The organism is Ruegeria sp. HU-ET01832 (assembly GCF_040371315.1).
In the GTDB taxonomy this organism is placed as follows: domain Bacteria; phylum Pseudomonadota; class Alphaproteobacteria; order Rhodobacterales; family Rhodobacteraceae; genus Ruegeria; species Ruegeria lacuscaerulensis_A.
Genome location: NZ_BAABWL010000007.1, coordinates 141,508 through 157,536, shown reverse-complemented (window position 1 = coordinate 157,536; position 16,029 = coordinate 141,508). Strand labels below are relative to the sequence as shown.

The window sequence follows — 16,029 nt, the reverse complement described above, 5'->3', positions numbered from 1 at the left end:
TCCGTTTTTGGTCATGACGCCGTCGCACGCCCGTGTTACGCCAAATATATGAGTCGTATCCCCACCAAGCAGGAGGTCCTTGACTGGATCTCGGCGAACCCCACCCTGACCTCGAAACGCGATATCGCCAAAGCCTTTGGGATCAAGGGCGCGGCGCGGATCGACCTGAAACGCATCCTGCGCGAGCTTGAGGCCGAGGGCCACCTGGAAAAGCGCAAGCGCAGCTATGGCGACCCGGATCGTCTGCCGCCGGTCAGTGTGCTGCAGGTGAAGGCTCCGAATGTCGATGGCGACCTGTTTGCGCGCCCGCTGGAATGGCATGGTGAAGGGGTTGAGCCCATCGTCTTGTTGATCACTCGCGCCAGTGACCCGGCTCTGGGCGAGGGCGACCGGATTCTGGCGCGCCTGACCGTGGTGCATGAGGAAGACCACAATTATGAGGCCCGCCTGATCCGCCGGATCGGCACCAACCCGCGCAAGATCGTCGGCATTTTCCGCAAAGGGGCCGAGGGCGGGCGGATCGTGCCCATCGACAAAGCGGGCCAGAATGAATGGCTGGTCCCCGATGGTGCGGTGCATGGCGCCAAAGACGGTGAGCTGGTCGAGGCCGAACAGGCCGGGCCCAAGAACCGCATGGGTCTGCCCCGTGCCCGCATCGTGGAACGGTTGGGTGACCCCACCGCGCCCAAGGCGGTCTCTCTGATCGCGATCCACCAGCACGGCATCCCGGACGACTTCCCGGACAAGGTGATCGCCGAGGCCGATAAGGCCAAACCCGTCGGTCTGAAGGGCCGCGATGACCTGCGGGATATGCCGCTGCTAACCATCGACCCCTCGGATGCGCGGGATCACGACGATGCCTGTTACGCGCACGCTGATGACGACCCCAAGAACCCCGGCGGTCATGTAATCTGGGTCGCCATCGCAGATGTTGCCGCCTATGTGCAGCCCGGAACCGCGCTGGACCGTGAAGCGCGCAAGCGGGGCAATTCCAGCTATTTCCCAGACCGCGTTGTGCCGATGCTGCCCGACCGTCTGTCGAGCGATCTGTGCTCGCTGCACGAAGGCGTCCCGCGCGCTTGTATCGCCGTGCGGATGCAGATCGACGCCGAGGGCAACAAGATCGGTCACCGGTTCGTGCGCGGGCTGATGCGCTCGGCCGCGTCGCTGCACTATGCCGAGGTGCAGGAGGCCATTGACGGGTCACCGAATGACCGCACCGGGCCTTTGCTGGAGACGGTGCTGAAACCGCTCTACGCCGCTTATGCCGCGCTGAAAACCGCGCGGGCAGAGCGGCAGCCGTTGGAACTGGACCTGCCCGAACGCAAGATCATCCTCAGCGACACGGGTGAAGTGACCAGCGTCGCTTTCCGCGATCGTCTGGACGCGCATAAGCTGATCGAAGAGTTCATGATCCTCGCCAACGTGGCCGCCGCTGAGACACTGATCGCCAAACGCCGCCCGCTGCTGTTCCGCGTCCACGAAGAACCCGCGCCGGAAAAACTGGAAAGCCTGCGGGAAACCGCGCAGGCCGCCGGGTTGAACCTTGCCAAGGGGCAGGTATTGCAGACCCGCCATCTGAACGCGCTGCTGAACGCTGCTGCGGGCACTGAAGATGCCGAGTTGATCAACCTGACCACCCTGCGGTCGATGGCGCAGGCCTATTACAACCCCGAGAACTTCGGCCATTTCGGGCTGGCGCTGCGGAGTTACGCGCATTTCACCTCGCCCATCCGCCGCTATGCGGACCTGATCGTGCATCGGGCGCTGATCTCGGCCCATGGTTGGGGCAAGGATGGGCTGACCGAGGATGAAATCGCGCGACTGGACGAAACCGCCACCCATATCTCGGACACCGAGCGGCGTTCGATGATGGCTGAGCGCGACACAACCGATCGCTATCTGGCGGCTTATTTGAGCGAGCGGGTGGGCAATGAGTTCACCGGCCGCATCAGCGGCATCGCGCGGTTCGGGGCCTTTGTGAAGATGGACGAAACCGGCGCTGATGGGTTGGTGCCCGTGCGATCCTTGGGGCGTGAGTTCTTCCACTTCGACCGCGAGGCCGGGACGCTGATGGGATCAGACACCGGGCTGATTATCGCCATCGGCCAACGCGTCACGGTGCGCCTGACTGAGGCGACGCCGGTTACGGGCGGGTTGGAGCTGGAGCTGCTGTCCATCGACGATCAGGCCCTGCCGCGTGGGCGAGGTCCGGTGAAACGCGGCGCGCGGGGAAAGGCGCTCAGCAACAAGCGCAAGAAAGACAAGATCAAACGCAAAGTCGAACGCAAACGCCGTCAGAGGTGATAAGTCAGCGCCCGCGCAATCAGCCATCCGTGGCGGTTCGCGTCAACCTGGCGGGGGTCGTCGAAAAGAACTGCCCGGTTGCCTTCCAGCCGATCCTCGTCTGGGAAGGCCGAAGTGAAATCACTGATCAGACGGCTTTGGCAATGGACGAACAGTGCGAAACTGGCGGTCTTGTGGCCCCCTAACCTGATTGTGGACCCTTTGGGTGCCAGGTAGGCGGGTTGCCCCCAGCGCAAGGCTTCTTGCAGCGGTTGGGCGCTGGGAAGAGTTAGGGCCGTTTCAAAGATCAATTCACGCAGGGCCAGCACACCCTTGTGGGTGTCTGGCTTGTACCCGTCGAAAACGGACTGAACAGCGGGGTCTTGAAAGGGCGTCATAGCGGGATCGCCTGCTCTAACCGGTCCAAATAACTGTTAAGCAAGGTATCGGTTTTGATGCGCCGCGTCAGCTGAGTTTCTTTTGGTGTCGCGCGCATCGCGGCCAGTACAGGCCCGACGCTCATGTCTGCTGCGGTTGGGCTTTCACCGAACAGGAAGGGCGACTGCCACAGAAAAGCTGATATCGCTTCGAGGTCCCGTTCCAGGCGATCTGTGCGTTCAGTATCCGAGAACCGCGAGACACCGGCCCCGTCCATTCGCTTCATCACCGATTTTCGGATTGCGTGGGTCACGGGGCGACGGATCAGTGCAGGAACCTCGGTGAAGAACATATCGCGCAAGATCGGCCAGACCTCGTCATTGCCCCAGCGATCCAGAACGACGTGGTTATAGATATGTTCTTCGGCCATGCGGATCAGGGCGCGGGACTGGGCCTTTTGAATGTCGCTAAGGTCTGCATCGAAATTGGCCCCTTGTGTTTCCAGCCAGTCCCGGATCAGGTCGCTGTCGGCCACCAGCCTTTGGGACGTACGCAAAACAGGCAATTTCTGGTAGGGCATCTTCGATGGGTTCAGCATATCGGACCGCTGCCAGCTTTGGCCGGACAGTTGCAACATATACGCCGTTTTGACGCAAAAAGGGCTGGCGCTGAATTGGCCGAAGGCGGCAGGGAAGGTCAGAAGGGTCAGCATCGTTGGCTCCAGAGTCGTTAAGATGCCGTTTGGATAAGATGCCATAATGACAGTTTCTGTCATTAGCCTTAGTCTAGATTACGATATGTCTCGCACCGCTCGCCTGTTCCAATTGATGCAAGCCTTGCGCTCTGACCCGTCGCCCAAGACCTCGGTCCAACTGGCGCAGGATCTGGGCGTCTCAGCCCGCACCGTTCATCGTGACATCGACGCTTTGCGCGGACTGGGGGCTGTCATCGACGGGGAAGCAGGGTTTGGGTTCACCCTGATCGAGGATGCGACTCTGCCGCCTTTGGGCTTCACCGATGACGAGCTAGAGGCACTGGTTCTGGGCCTGCGTGAGGTGCAATCCATTGGCGATCCGGGTCTGGCAGATGCGGCTGGGGCGGTTCTGCGCAAGCTGCAGGGACGCTTGCCACACCGCCAGTCGCATCGCCTGTCACACGCCGTCCTGACGGCCACCCGGTTTGATCGCCCGGCCCGGCCAACCATCGATGTGCGTGATCTGAGACAAGCCACATGGGATGAACGCACAGTCGAGTTTGCCTATACCGATGCCAAGGGGGATGCCACCCGTCGTCGGGTGAATCCGCTGAGTATCGTATATATGGACCGGGCAAGCGTTTTGATCAGTTGGTGCCATTTAAGGCAGGATTTCAGGATATTCCGGCTGGACCGTATGCGCGATATGGCCCCGACCGAAGACTTTTTCCGGCCCAACAGGGTGCCTCTGCTTCGGCAAGCGCTGGATCGGTTGCGGGCCGAGCGGGCAGCAAAACTCCGCGAGGGCGAAACCTGAGCTCTTTGTGATTTCGCCATTATGCGCTACCTTGGTGTTGAGCAGTAATCAGGAAAATCGGAATGCATAAATGCGTAAGCGGCGTCATGACCGCTGCATTATGGGCATCCATAGTGCAGGCGGATCCTATCAACTCGGCCAATGGCCCACAGATTCACGAGCTCGCATCGGCCGATGTCACCGTGTCGATACGGCCGGTTGTTCGGCCAGAGTTTAAGGAGATCCGCGTGTCAACCGAAGGGAATGCGCGCTTTCAGGCGTGGCTGGGAGCGTTCCGCGAACGCGCGTTGCAACAAGGAATATCTGCGACGACGTTGGACCGGTCATTGGCGGGGCTGACTTACGATTGGGACGTTATCAAGCGCGATCGCAACCAAGCCGAGTTCTCGAAGCCAATCTGGGAGTATCTGGACTCTGCCGTATCAGACCGGCGAATTGCGAATGGACGCGCCGGGTTGGAGCGCCATAATGCGGTCTTGACCCGGATCGAAGCGCAATATGGCGTCGAGAAAGAAGTTGTAACGGCCATCTGGGGGCTTGAGACGTCGTATGGTTCGTTTCGGGGCGGAGATCAGACGATCCGGTCGCTGGCAACGCTGGCGTTCGACGCACGTCGGGCGTCTTTCTTCGAGGCGCAACTGGTGGCGGCCTTGCAGATCATTCAGGCTGGCGATGTCGTGCCCGGTGCTATGACAGGCAGTTGGGCGGGCGCAATGGGTCATACGCAGTTTATGCCGACCTCGTATTTGGAACATGCGGTGGATTTTGATGGCGACGGACGGCGAGATATCTGGTCCGACGACCCGACAGACGCTTTGGCTTCGGCGGCGTCCTACCTGGCGCGACATGGGTGGAAAAAGGGTCAACCCTGGGGGATCGAAGTGCAGTTGCCATACGGTTTCGATTTTGCTTCGGCCAAGCGGGACCACAGGTTGATGCCATCCGAATGGGCCGCGCTTGGTGTTGTTGGACGCGACGGGCAGGCCATTCCGGATCATGGGAAGGCGGCCATTCTCTTGCCGGCAGGCGGGCAAGGCGTGGCCTTGATGATATTCGACAATTTCAACGTGATCGAGAAATACAACGGTGCCGACGCCTATGTGATCGGGATCGGTCATTTATCGGATCGGCTGGTCGGTGGCAGCCCGTTTCAGGCATCTTGGCCCCGCGATGACCGGATACTGAGCTTTACCGAAAAGAAAGAGCTGCAGGGCCTTTTGACCCAGGCTGGGTTCGATACCCAAGGAATCGATGGGCGCACAGGCCCGAATACTGTCAACGCGGTGCGGGCCTATCAGTTGGCGCAGGGTTTGGTACCGGATGGTTATCCAACCCTGCGGTTGCTAGAACGGTTGAGGTAGAGGAGGGGGCTCTGCCCCCATCGCGGCAAGCCGCGATTCCCCCGAGATATATTTGGCCAGATGAAACTGCGCGGATCAGCTGGCGGCTTTCATCAGCCCTTGTTCGATGATGTCGGCCTCGGCTTCGTCCAGCGATTTGTGGATGCGCACGAACATCTCGTCGATATCCGATGGGGTCAGGATCAGCGGAGGTGAGATGATCATCCGGTCCCCCACATGGCGCATGATCAGGTTGTTGCTAAAGCAACGGTCGCGGCAGACATAGCCGACGGTGCCGGGGGCTGAGGCGAACTTAGCGCGGCTTGCTTTGTCGGGCGTCAGCGCAATCGAGGCCATCATACCTACGATTTTCGCTTCACCCACCAGCGGGTGATCGACCAGCGCCTCCCATTTTTCTTTCAGGTAGGGGGCGGCGACGTCGCGGACGTGGTCCACGATCTTTTCCTCTTCGAGGATGCGTAGGTTTTCCAGTGCCACCGCGGCGGCGACCGGGTGGCCGGAATAGGTGTAGCCGTGGTTGAATTCGGTGCCGCCAATCACCTCGGCGATCTCATCATTGACGATAGAACCTCCGATGGGCGCGTAACCCGAGCTGAGGCCTTTGGCAATGGTCATGATATGGGGACGGATGCCCACGGTTTGCGACCCGAACCAGTTGCCAGTGCGACCAAAGCCGCAGATGACCTCATCCGCGATCAGCAGGATATCGTATTTGTCGCAGATACGCTGGATTTCGGGCCAATAGGTGTCGGGGGCGACGATCACGCCACCTGCGCCCTGAACCGGCTCGGCGATGAAGGCCGCGACGCGATTTTCGCCCAGTTCAAGAATTGCCTCTTCCAGTTCCTGCGCGCGGGCCAAACCGAACTCTTCGGGCGTCATGTCGCCGCCTTCGGCCCACCAGTTCGGCTGGTTGATGTGGTGAATGTTCGGGATCGGAATACCACCTTGCGCGTGCATCCCCGCCATACCCCCCAGCGAGGCCGAGCCAACGGACGAACCGTGATAGGCATTGTGGCGGCTGATGATGATATTCTTGTCGGGTTGGCCTTTTTCGGCCCAATAAGTGCGAACCAGACGGATATTGGTGTCATTTGCTTCAGACCCGCCAGCAGCGAAGAACACATGGTTCAGATCGCCCGGCGCCAGTTCGGCCAGCTTTTTAGCCAGCGCGATGGCGGGGACATGCGTGGTTTTGAAGAAGGTATTGTAGTAGGGTAGTTCGCGCATTTGTCGCGCAGCTGCCTCGGCCAGCTCGTCGCGGCCATACCCGACATTGACACACCAAAGACCGGCCATGGCATCCAGGATTTCCTCGCCTTCGCTATCGGTCAGATAGACGCCCTTGGCGCGGGTGATGACGCGGGCACCCTCTTTCCCGAGCGCGCCATTGGCCGAAAAGGGGTGCATGTGGTGGGCGGCATCCAGTGCCTGCAATTCGGCAGTCGGCATGTGATTTGTGATGGTCGACATCGGGGAATCTCCTGCAAGAGCGATTAGCGGTCACAATATGATCAAATTTTTTTCTGTCAATCGAATCGCATTTATCTAGGCGGATGACAAGGCACCTGCCATCAGCTCCATTCCCTGTTCGATGTCCTGTGCGGTGGCTTTCGCGACCCTGTCGGGGTCCTTACGGCGGAGCGCCGTTATGATATCTTTGTGGCGGTCGGGCAGGCTTTGGGTTCCGAAACGACCGCAAACGACACGCAGTGAGGGGCCGAACCGCAGCCATAACCGTTCCGCCAAATCGTTGAGAATCGGAGCGTCTGCGTAGGAATAGAGCGTTTCATGAAACAGGTGGTTGAGGCGCAGATATCCGCCGACGTCGCCGTCGGCGATGGTACGGTCCAACTGTTTATCGATCTGAGCCAGATGATCTATTTCGACAGCGCTCATGTTGGTTGTCGCGCGTCTGGAAAGCTCTGATTCTATTGAAATTCTAGCGAAAATCATCTGTTGAACATCGCTATGTTTCAGCAAAGGTACGCTGACCCGGCGATTGCCCTGAAACATAAGTGCTCCGTCAGAGATCAGCCTGCGAATCGCTTCGCGAACAGGGGTCATGCCAACGTCCAGCGAATCAGTCAGCCCTTGAATGGTGACAGGCTGTCCGGGGACCAGATCGCCATACATGATCTGGGCGCGCAGCGTCTGATAGACCTGCTCGTGGGCAGGTCGTTTCTGATCATCGGCCACTGGCCTCGGTGCCTTATTTTTGATCAAATCCAATTGGTTTGCCCTGTTTGCGATTGTGTTGACTTGCCAGGTGCCTGACCTCGTGAAACCATACGACGGATCGGGGAAAAACGCAAAACTTGATCAAATCCAAAAAAACGGGAAAATACCCGCACACTTGCAGGGAGAATAAAATGTCAATCAAAACGCTGACACTGACAGCGGTCATCGCATTGGGGACTTCGGCGGCCTTCGCTGAAGAAGTGCGCGTCTACAACTGGTCGGACTATATCGACGAAGACCTTTTGCAGAAATTCGAGGAAGAAACCGGTCTGACGCTGATCTACGACGTGTTCGACAGCAACGAGGTTCTGGAAACCAAGATGCTGGCCGGTGGGTCTGGCTATGATGTGGTGGTTCCGTCCGGCACGTTCCTTCAACGCCAGATTCAAGCGGGGGCTTTCCAGCAACTGGATACTTCCAAGCTGGATAACTCGGGGAATCTTTGGGACGTCATTCAGGAACGGACCGCAGGTTACGACCCCGACAACGCCTTCTCGATCAACTACATGTGGGGAACCACGGGGATCGGCGTCAATGTTGGTAAGGTCAAAGAGGCACTGGGCGATGACGTCGCGCTGAATAGCATGGAGTTGGTGCTGAACCCGGAAAACATGGAGAAGCTCGCCGGGTGCGGTGTGCATTTCCTGGATGCGCCTGCCGAGATGATCCCCATGACGTTGCAATATCTGGGCGAAGATCCGGACAGCCACGATCCGGACGTCATCCAGAAGGTCGAAGAAGTTCTGACCAGCGTGCGTCCGCATATCCAGAAGTTCCATAGCTCGGAATACATCAACGCTCTGGCCAATGGTGATATCTGCGTGGCCGTGGGTTGGTCAGGTGACATTCTACAGGCCCGCGACCGTGCGGCCGAGGCCGATAACGGGGTCGAGATAGAATACCATCCGTTCGCTGAAGGCTCGCTGATGTGGTTTGACCAGATGGCCATCCCGGCAGATGCTCCGAATCCAGAAGGCGCGCACAAGTTCCTGAACTTCATTCTGGATGCCAACAACATGGCTGCGGCGTCGAACTATGTTTATTACGCCAACGGCAACAAAGCTTCGCAAGAGTTCCTTGAGGAAGACGTGATCGGCGATCCGGCGATCTACCCGGACGACGCGACGATGCAGAATCTCTACATCACCACGCCCTACCCGGCAAAAACGCAGCGGGTTGTGACCCGTCTGTGGACCAAGATCAAATCGGGTACCTGATCCGATTTCCTAAGGCAGGGCGGGTTTCCCGCCCTGCCGTTTTTCTCAAGATTGCCGAACGGGGGCTGTAGTGAACTCTGACGTCTTTGCGCCGTGGGAAGACCCACAGGCGAAACCCTTGATCCAATTCCAGAATGTCACCAAGCGGTTTGGAGACTTTACGGCAATCGACAACCTGTCTTTGGATATTTTCGAGAAAGAATTTTTCGCTCTGCTGGGGCCATCGGGCTGCGGCAAAACCACGATGATGCGGATGTTGGCGGGGTTCGAAACACCCACCGAGGGCCACATCATGTTGGGCGGTCAGGATATCGACCCGATCCCGCCAAATAAGCGGGCGGTAAACATGATGTTCCAGTCCTACGCGCTGTTCCCGCACTTAAGCATCTGGGAAAACATCGCCTTTGGCCTGCGCCGGGACAACATGCCCAAACGCGACCTTGAGGACAGAGTCGAAGAAATGCTGCGCCTGACCCGGCTGACGCAATTCGCGCGTCGTAAACCGCACCAGATCTCGGGCGGGCAGCGGCAGCGGGTCGCTTTAGCGCGGTCTTTGGCGAAAGCGCCAAAACTATTGCTGCTGGACGAACCGTTGGGCGCGCTGGACAAGAAGCTGCGGCAGGACACGCAGTTCGAGCTGATGGATATTCAGGAAAAGACCGGCACCACCTTTGTCATCGTGACCCACGATCAGGAGGAAGCTATGACCGTGGCCAGCCGCGTGGCCGTGATGGATCAGGGACAGCTGATGCAGGTCGCCACGCCGGACCGGATTTATGAGAACCCCAACTCGGTCTATGTCGCCGACTTTATTGGCGACGTAAATATCATCGAAGGCCGCGCCACCGCCAATGGCGAAGACACCTATCAGATCGATTGGGCCGAAGGGCAGGCCCCGTTGACCGCGACCTCGGCCAATGGGTTCGCGCAGGGGCAGGCCTGTCATCTGGCGATCCGCCCCGAGAAGGTAACGATCTCGGCCGACCGCCCGGCGGACGCGATCAATGCGGTGCAGGGCAAGGTCCATGACATCGCCTATCTCGGCAACCTTTCCACCTATCACGTCGAATTACCCAACGGCACGATCATCAAGGCGCAGACGGCCAATACCCGCCGTATCTCGCGCCGGTCCTTTACCTGGGAAGACCCGGTCTGGCTGTCCTGGACAGCAACGGCTGCGGTTCTGCTGGCCGACTGATGCGCCGCGCCTTTCTTATCGCCGTCCCATATGTCTGGCTGCTGGCGCTGTTTCTGGTGCCGTTTTTTATCGTCCTGAAAATCTCGCTGTCGGATATCGAACTGGCGATCCCGCCTTACACGCCAACGCTGGACTTCTCGCAGGGCTGGTCAGGAATCAAAGAGTTCTTCAGCCAATTGGATTTCGAAAACTTCGTCTGGCTGACTGAGGATGACCTGTATTGGAAAGCCTACCTCTCTAGCGTCAAAATCGCGGTGATTTCCACGTTTTTCACGCTGCTGGTTGGCTATCCCATCGCTTATGGCATGGCCCGCGCGCCGGTTGAATGGCGGCCGACGCTGATGATGCTCGTGATCCTGCCCTTCTGGACCTCGTTCCTGATCCGCGTCTATGCGTGGATGGGCATCCTGTCGAACGAAGGCTATCTGAACCAGTTGCTGCTGTGGACGGGGTTGATCTCGACCCCGCTGACCATTCTGAACACCAACACTGCCGTCTATATCGGCATCGTCTACACCTATCTGCCGTTCATGATCCTGCCGATCTATTCGGCGCTGGAACGGATGGACGAATCCCTGATCGAGGCCGCCGAAGACCTTGGTTGTTCGCGGGTTCAGGCCTTTTGGCTTGTGACAATCCCGCTGTCGCGCCCCGGTATCATAGCAGGCTGTTTCCTTGTGATGATCCCGGTGATTGGCGAGTTCGTGATCCCCTCGCTTCTGGGCGGGTCAGGCACGCTGATGATTGGCAAGGTACTGTGGGAGGAGTTCTTCTCGAACCGCGACTGGCCGGTGGCGAGCGCCGTGGCGGTAGTGCTTCTGCTGATCCTTGTGATCCCAATCGTGCTGTTCCAGCGAAACCAGCAGAAACAGACGGAGGCCGAGCAATGAACAGGCTAAGCTGGTTCAACGCGGTCTCGCTGACGCTGGGATTTGCGTTCCTCTATATCCCGATGATCATCCTGATCATCTTTTCCTTTAACGAAAGCAAGCTGGTCACCGTTTGGGCTGGCTTCTCGACCAAATGGTATGGTGAGCTGGTCCAGAACGAGGCGTTTCTGGATGCGGCATGGGTGACAGTCCGGGTGGCTGTGTTCTCATCTACGCTGGCGACCATTCTGGGCACCGCCGCCGCCTATGTGCTGGTGCGCGGGGGGCGCTTCTTCGGTCGAACGCTGTTCTCCGGTATGATCTACGCCCCGCTGGTGATGCCCGAAGTGATCACCGGCCTGTCGTTGCTGCTATTGTTCATAGGCATCGGGCTGGATCGCGGTATCCTGACCATCGTTCTGGCGCATACGACCTTTTCGATGTGTTTCGTCTCGGTCGTTGTCTCGTCGCGCTTGGTCACGTTCGATCAGTCGCTGGAAGAGGCCGCTCTGGACCTTGGTTGTTCGCCTGCGCAAGCGTTTCGCCTAGTGACACTGCCGATCATTGCGCCTGCCGTGATTTCCGGCTGGTTGCTGGCCTTTACCCTGTCGCTGGATGATCTGGTGATTGCGTCCTTTACCTCGGGGCCGTCGGCCACCACCCTGCCGATCAAGATCTTCTCGGCAGTCAGGCTGGGCGTCAGCCCCGAGATCAACGCGCTGTCAACGTTGATGATCGCCGTCGTGACAGTGGGCGTCATTACCGCGTCGCTGGTTACAAAACGCGCCATGATGCGACAAAAGCAGGATGAAATGGCCGCGGCGCGTACCGAATGAAACGGCTGTTCCCGGACTACACTTATGGCCCCGGACCCCGGGAAGGATGCTGGTGGGATGAAACCATTCCCAGCCTGAATTGGCCGGAAATGAAAGGAGACCTGACGGTTGATGTCGCGGTTGTGGGTGGTGGGTTCACGGGCCTTTCCGCGGCGCTACATTTGGCGCAAGCGGGTACGTCTGTTGCTGTGCTTGAGGCCGAGACGCCCGGCTGGGGCGCGTCCGGGCGAAACGGTGGGTTCTGCTGTCTGGGTGGTTCAAAACTCAGCCCGAAGGCAATGTCCCGCAGGTTCGGAGCTTCTGCTGCGCGGGAATACGGACAAGCCGAAGCGGACGCCGTTCATCTCGTGGCCGGTCTCCTAAGGGACCATCGGATTGAGGCGGATGTCCATTCGAAAGGAGAAACCCAGCTGGCGCACAATGCGCGGGCCATGTCAGCCCTTAGGAAAGGTGCGGATTCGACCGGAGTTTTGCACGAAGCCAAGGACTTGCCCGGTCTCGGTTTTGGTGGCGCGTTTCACGGCGGGTATACGAACCCTGTGGGCTTTGGTCTGAACCCCCGGAAATACTTGTTCGGACTGGCCGAAGCGGCCCAGCGAAACGGTGCAAAACTGTTTCAGAAAAGCGCCGTCCAGGCACTGCAAAAGATCGCTCAGGGTTTTGAGGTCACAACACCTGTAGGGAAAGTGCGTGCATCAAGTGTCCTGATTTGCACCAATGGGTATTCCAGCGAGGATGTGCCGGACTGGATGTCCGGGCGCTACATGCCCGCCCAATCCACGGTACTGGTGACTCGTCCCTTGACCAAACTCGAGTTGGCGGCGCAAGGCTGGACCACGGATCAGATGTCTTATGACACGCGGCACCTGCTGCATTATTTCCGGCTGATGCCCGACCGGCGGTTCCTGTTTGGAATGCGTGGCGGGCTGCGATCCTCACCCCGAGCTGAGGCCGCGATTCGCCATAAGGTTCAACGTGACTTCACACGCATGTTCCCGGAATGGAGCGCAGTGGATATCACCCATATCTGGTCGGGAATGGTGTGTTTGACACGGGGGTTAACGCCCTATGTGGGGCCAGTTCCGGGCCGTCCTGGCATGTTTGCAGGGTTTGCGTTCCACGGCAACGGCGTCGCGATGGGGACTTATTGCGGGCGCGCACTTGCCCAGTTGGCCCTTGGTCAAGGCCCGCAGCTTCCCACTCCGATGACGCGCACTCCTCCCCGGTTTCCGCTGGGGCCCTGGCGGAGAGCACTGATGCCGCCCGCCTATTGGATGATGGGGCTTGCGGATATGTGACCCGGTCACTGTGACTCGAGTTCCAGTTCCAGACCCTTTGCATAGTCTTCGGCCCCGCGCTCGATACGCCACAGGCAATAGGCCGCCATGCGCCAGGCATACCAGGGACGCAACGCAAGATAGCGTGACGTTGTGGCCGGGTGATTATAGGCCGCCAAAAAGGCGTTTTCCTCATCGGGGGTCAGGGGCACGCCGCGATAGACTTGTTGCATGGCAGGCGACAGGAACATGGCAAGGTCTTCGCAGGGGTCGCCCTGTGCGGGGCATTGCCAGTCGATCAAAGTCAATGCCGAACCGTCGACCAGAATATTGCCGGCCACCGGATCTCCATGGATCAAGCAGGTTTGGTGAGACGGCGGAACCGATGTCGTCGGGCGCATTCGGTTGAGGCGGGCCTTCATCGCGGACTCGCACCCGCTCAGAATGTTTAGCGTGTGAGCCTCCAAATCGGTGCTTCCGTTGCACCCGGCTGGGGCCTGAACCGGGATTTTAAGGTCGTGCAAATCGCGCAGTAATACACCGACAGCCTCTGGCCCGGTAGACCAGGGCGATCCCGGCGCATGGTCGTAGAATACCCAATGACCCTGCCCATGCGTCCCGGTGGTACGCAAACGCGGTACAAAACCGGTCTGTTCCAATGCGCGCAGACACCGCGCCTCTAATTCGGGATCATTGCGAAACAGGGGATTGCATCGATTAGCACGGTAGAGCTTTAGGACCTTGTCACCATCTCCGCCGAGCACTTTCCACACCTGATTGGTGCGCCCGCCATACAAGGTGCGAAACTGCGCACCCGCTCCGATAAGCCCGGTGTCGCGCAGCCGGTTGACAAGGTCTTGTGGAGGAGGCGTCTGGTCAGGCAGCGGGATCACCGTTTGAAAAACGAGTCGAGGGTTGCAAACCTTTGGCCTGTCTCGCCTCTTAGATCAAGCGCCCGCTCTGACTGCAGTCACGTTTCCAACCGGCACAACCTGCCCGCTTTCCAAGGTCAGAAGGACAGCACCCTCTCCGACTTGTGCTTCCACCACCCGGTTGTAGACCGCGGCCAGCTGTTGTGACACAAGCTCTTCGCCGTCATAGCTTTCCAAAGTGGCCGAATAAGAGCCGGTTGGCAGGGGCGTGCCGGTACCGTCTGTGCCTGCCCATTCGAACTCTGCCTGATCGGTCGGAACGGGGATGCGGTCGATCACTGCCCCGTCCTTGTCGCGGATGACCATGACGGCGCTGTCCGCCGCCGCGCTGGCCCGCGCAAGCAAAGTAACGGGCTGGCCATCAAAGCGGAACGCGGCCGGTGACCGGACTTCCATCCCGACCCAGCTGGCAAGCTCGCCCATATCCACGTTGCCCATCGACAAGGCCAGACCAGTCAGAAGGTCATTGGTCTGGACCTGTTGCTCGACCATCGAAAACTGCGCCAGTTGCGAGGCGTATTCCGTCGAGTCCAGCGGCTCAAGAGGGTCCTGATTCTTTGCTTGAGCCGTCAGCATCAGCAAGAAGGTTTCAAAATCCGAGGCCAGCCCGGATGAAACCGAAGGTGCGGTGGTCTGTGCCGTGTTACCGGATTGAGTTGCAGATTGAATAGGAGTGATCATTGTCAAAGCCTTATGTCGATGCGCCCTAGGGTGCCAATTATTGGTCGGGCCGAAGGGTCTGGTTGCGCTTGGGTCGCGTGTTCGGGTTCTGATGCCGCAGTGTGCGCATCGTTCTGTTCGTCCGATCCCGAGTCAGACGAAGTCCCGAGATCGAAAGACAAATCCCCCAGTCCAAGGGACTTGAACTCGGCCTCCAGCAACGAGATGTGCCGCCGGATCATGTCCAGTGTTTCGGGGCGTTCGGTGGCGATCGTCAGATGCAGCCCATCGTCACGACCATTCATGACGATTGAAACACGCCCCAGTTCTTCGGGGTTAAGAGCGATCTCGATCATATCTGATTGCGGTCGCGCGTGGATTGCCGCAGCAATTTGACCCGCGACGGCGCGGGCCGTCTCGGCGCGAGCAGATGCGGTCAAAGCTTGCGCGGCTGCCAACGTATCGCGGGCTGAGGATGTGGGTGATACATCTTTAAAAGCCGAGATTTCGTTTAATTCGGGTGTGGCAGAAACGTCGGGGACAACAGGGTTTTTTTCTGTCGCCATGATCTGCATTTGAACAAGGCTGGTTGCTGTATTGATTGGCGTGCGTGGCTGCGCGGCCGGAGCGTCCTGAACTGGCTCGACCAGATTCGGATCGGCTGCATTTTCTGACAGAACCGGTGCCGGCGGTTTGGACGTTTGAGTTGCTTGGGCCAGTGATGTCGAATTCACCGCCCGATTAACGTCAGGCGCTACGGGCGCGGGAGTCTTGGTCGGTGAAACATGCGGTAGATCAGACGCGACACGGCCGGAATGTTGGATTGGTTTATCCGACTTGACGATGATGGCAGCCGCCGCCTCGCCCCTGACCGCCGGTTTTTCCAGCGCTAGTGCAGTCCCAAAAACTAGAATGGCGCGATCTGGTTGGACCTCATGATTGCCATTGGCCAACGAGGTTGGTCGGTCAGTTGGCAAAGGCTCGGCATCTGTAGGTTCGTCGCTGATGGGCAGCTCATGTTGTGCCGCCTCAGCCTCTGGCGTCGGAACATCCAGCGTTTCGGCATCATCGGTGGTTGTTTCTGTTTGCGCGTCCAGAACGGATTGAAACGAACCCGCCTCTTTCTGTTCAGGCTGTTCCTGCGCGTTCTGGTTGCCTTTTGCATGGGTGGTCGGCGCTGACATCGCCGCTGTAAGAGGGTTGGGCATTTTGCTCCGACTCCGGTTGTGTGACCCGAAATCTGCCTGCAGGAAGTTACGTTTA

Annotated in this window: 15 protein-coding genes; 8 read left to right on the top strand and 7 right to left on the bottom strand. The window is 58.9% G+C overall.

Features of this window, described 5'->3' with window-relative positions:
* Nucleotides 1-48 precede the first annotated feature (48 nt).
* On the top strand, nt 49-2,307 hold the full coding sequence (gene rnr, locus ABWV79_RS19610) for a ribonuclease R (protein ID WP_353394137.1): 2,259 nt from the start codon (nt 49-51) through the stop codon (nt 2,305-2,307).
* Here the strand turns inward: rnr and ABWV79_RS19605 are convergent.
* A complete protein-coding gene (locus ABWV79_RS19605; protein ID WP_353394135.1) occupies nt 2,298-2,684 on the bottom strand; it encodes a DUF1801 domain-containing protein in 387 nt (128 codons plus the stop codon). The two genes, rnr and ABWV79_RS19605, sit on opposite strands and share 10 nt — an antisense overlap.
* The gene (locus tag ABWV79_RS19600; protein ID WP_353394133.1) at nt 2,681-3,376 is read right to left on the bottom strand and encodes a glutathione S-transferase family protein; all 696 of its coding nucleotides are present in this window, start codon (nt 3,374-3,376) and stop codon (nt 2,681-2,683) included. Before ABWV79_RS19600 ends, ABWV79_RS19605 begins: the two co-directional genes overlap by 4 nt.
* Nucleotides 3,377-3,461: 85 nt before the next feature.
* Here ABWV79_RS19600 and ABWV79_RS19595 point away from each other — a divergent pair, with 85 nt between their 5' ends.
* Both ABWV79_RS19595 and ABWV79_RS19590 read left to right on the top strand, forming a co-directional pair.
* The gene (locus ABWV79_RS19595) at nt 3,462-4,175 is read left to right on the top strand and encodes a helix-turn-helix transcriptional regulator (RefSeq protein ID WP_353394131.1); all 714 of its coding nucleotides are present in this window, start codon (nt 3,462-3,464) and stop codon (nt 4,173-4,175) included.
* A 62-nt stretch (nt 4,176-4,237) separates the two neighbouring features.
* Nucleotides 4,238-5,536, top strand: coding sequence for a lytic murein transglycosylase (locus tag ABWV79_RS19590; protein WP_353394129.1), 1,299 nt, complete (start codon nt 4,238-4,240; stop codon nt 5,534-5,536).
* A 75-nt stretch (nt 5,537-5,611) separates the two neighbouring features.
* On the opposite strand, the gene ABWV79_RS19585 is transcribed toward ABWV79_RS19590, so the two are convergent.
* Nucleotides 5,612-7,009, bottom strand: a complete 1,398-nt coding sequence (locus ABWV79_RS19585) for an aspartate aminotransferase family protein (RefSeq protein WP_353394127.1) — start codon at nt 7,007-7,009, stop codon at nt 5,612-5,614.
* A gap of 75 nt (nt 7,010-7,084) precedes the next feature.
* Entirely contained in the window at nt 7,085-7,768 is a 684-nt protein-coding gene (locus tag ABWV79_RS19580) for a GntR family transcriptional regulator (RefSeq protein ID WP_353394125.1), read from the bottom strand.
* A 140-nt stretch (nt 7,769-7,908) separates the two neighbouring features.
* Here ABWV79_RS19580 and ABWV79_RS19575 point away from each other — a divergent pair, with 140 nt between their 5' ends.
* From ABWV79_RS19575 to ABWV79_RS19555, 5 genes are all read left to right on the top strand, one after another.
* Nucleotides 7,909-8,994: a polyamine ABC transporter substrate-binding protein gene (locus ABWV79_RS19575; protein ID WP_170355429.1), complete on the top strand. Its 1,086-nt coding sequence runs from the start codon at nt 7,909-7,911 to the stop codon at nt 8,992-8,994.
* A 70-nt stretch (nt 8,995-9,064) separates the two neighbouring features.
* The gene (locus ABWV79_RS19570; RefSeq protein WP_353394122.1) at nt 9,065-10,192 is read left to right on the top strand and encodes an ABC transporter ATP-binding protein; all 1,128 of its coding nucleotides are present in this window, start codon (nt 9,065-9,067) and stop codon (nt 10,190-10,192) included.
* Nucleotides 10,192-11,082: an ABC transporter permease subunit gene (locus ABWV79_RS19565; protein ID WP_353394120.1), complete on the top strand. Its 891-nt coding sequence runs from the start codon at nt 10,192-10,194 to the stop codon at nt 11,080-11,082. The genes ABWV79_RS19570 and ABWV79_RS19565 overlap by 1 nt, the downstream gene beginning before the upstream one ends.
* Nucleotides 11,079-11,897, top strand: a complete 819-nt coding sequence (locus ABWV79_RS19560; RefSeq protein WP_170724572.1) for an ABC transporter permease — start codon at nt 11,079-11,081, stop codon at nt 11,895-11,897. The genes ABWV79_RS19565 and ABWV79_RS19560 overlap by 4 nt, the downstream gene beginning before the upstream one ends.
* Nucleotides 11,894-13,195 (top strand): NAD(P)/FAD-dependent oxidoreductase, encoded by a 1,302-nt coding sequence (locus ABWV79_RS19555; RefSeq protein WP_353394118.1) that lies wholly within the window; start codon nt 11,894-11,896, stop codon nt 13,193-13,195. Before ABWV79_RS19560 ends, ABWV79_RS19555 begins: the two co-directional genes overlap by 4 nt.
* Before the next feature lie 5 nt (nt 13,196-13,200).
* Here the strand turns inward: ABWV79_RS19555 and ABWV79_RS19550 are convergent, their stop codons facing one another.
* The 3 genes from ABWV79_RS19550 to ABWV79_RS19540 are packed head-to-tail and all read right to left on the bottom strand — an operon-like array spanning nt 13,201 to nt 15,974.
* Nucleotides 13,201-14,067, bottom strand: coding sequence for a phosphotransferase (locus ABWV79_RS19550; protein WP_353394116.1), 867 nt, complete (start codon nt 14,065-14,067; stop codon nt 13,201-13,203).
* 54 nt (nt 14,068-14,121) lie between these two features.
* Nucleotides 14,122-14,787: a flagellar hook capping FlgD N-terminal domain-containing protein gene (locus ABWV79_RS19545; protein ID WP_353394114.1), complete on the bottom strand. Its 666-nt coding sequence runs from the start codon at nt 14,785-14,787 to the stop codon at nt 14,122-14,124.
* 2 nt (nt 14,788-14,789) lie between these two features.
* Nucleotides 14,790-15,974 carry a flagellar hook-length control protein FliK gene (locus ABWV79_RS19540; RefSeq protein ID WP_353394112.1) on the bottom strand — a complete coding sequence of 395 codons (1,185 nt, stop codon included), beginning with the start codon at nt 15,972-15,974 and terminating at the stop codon, nt 14,790-14,792.
* Nucleotides 15,975-16,029 lie beyond the last annotated feature (55 nt).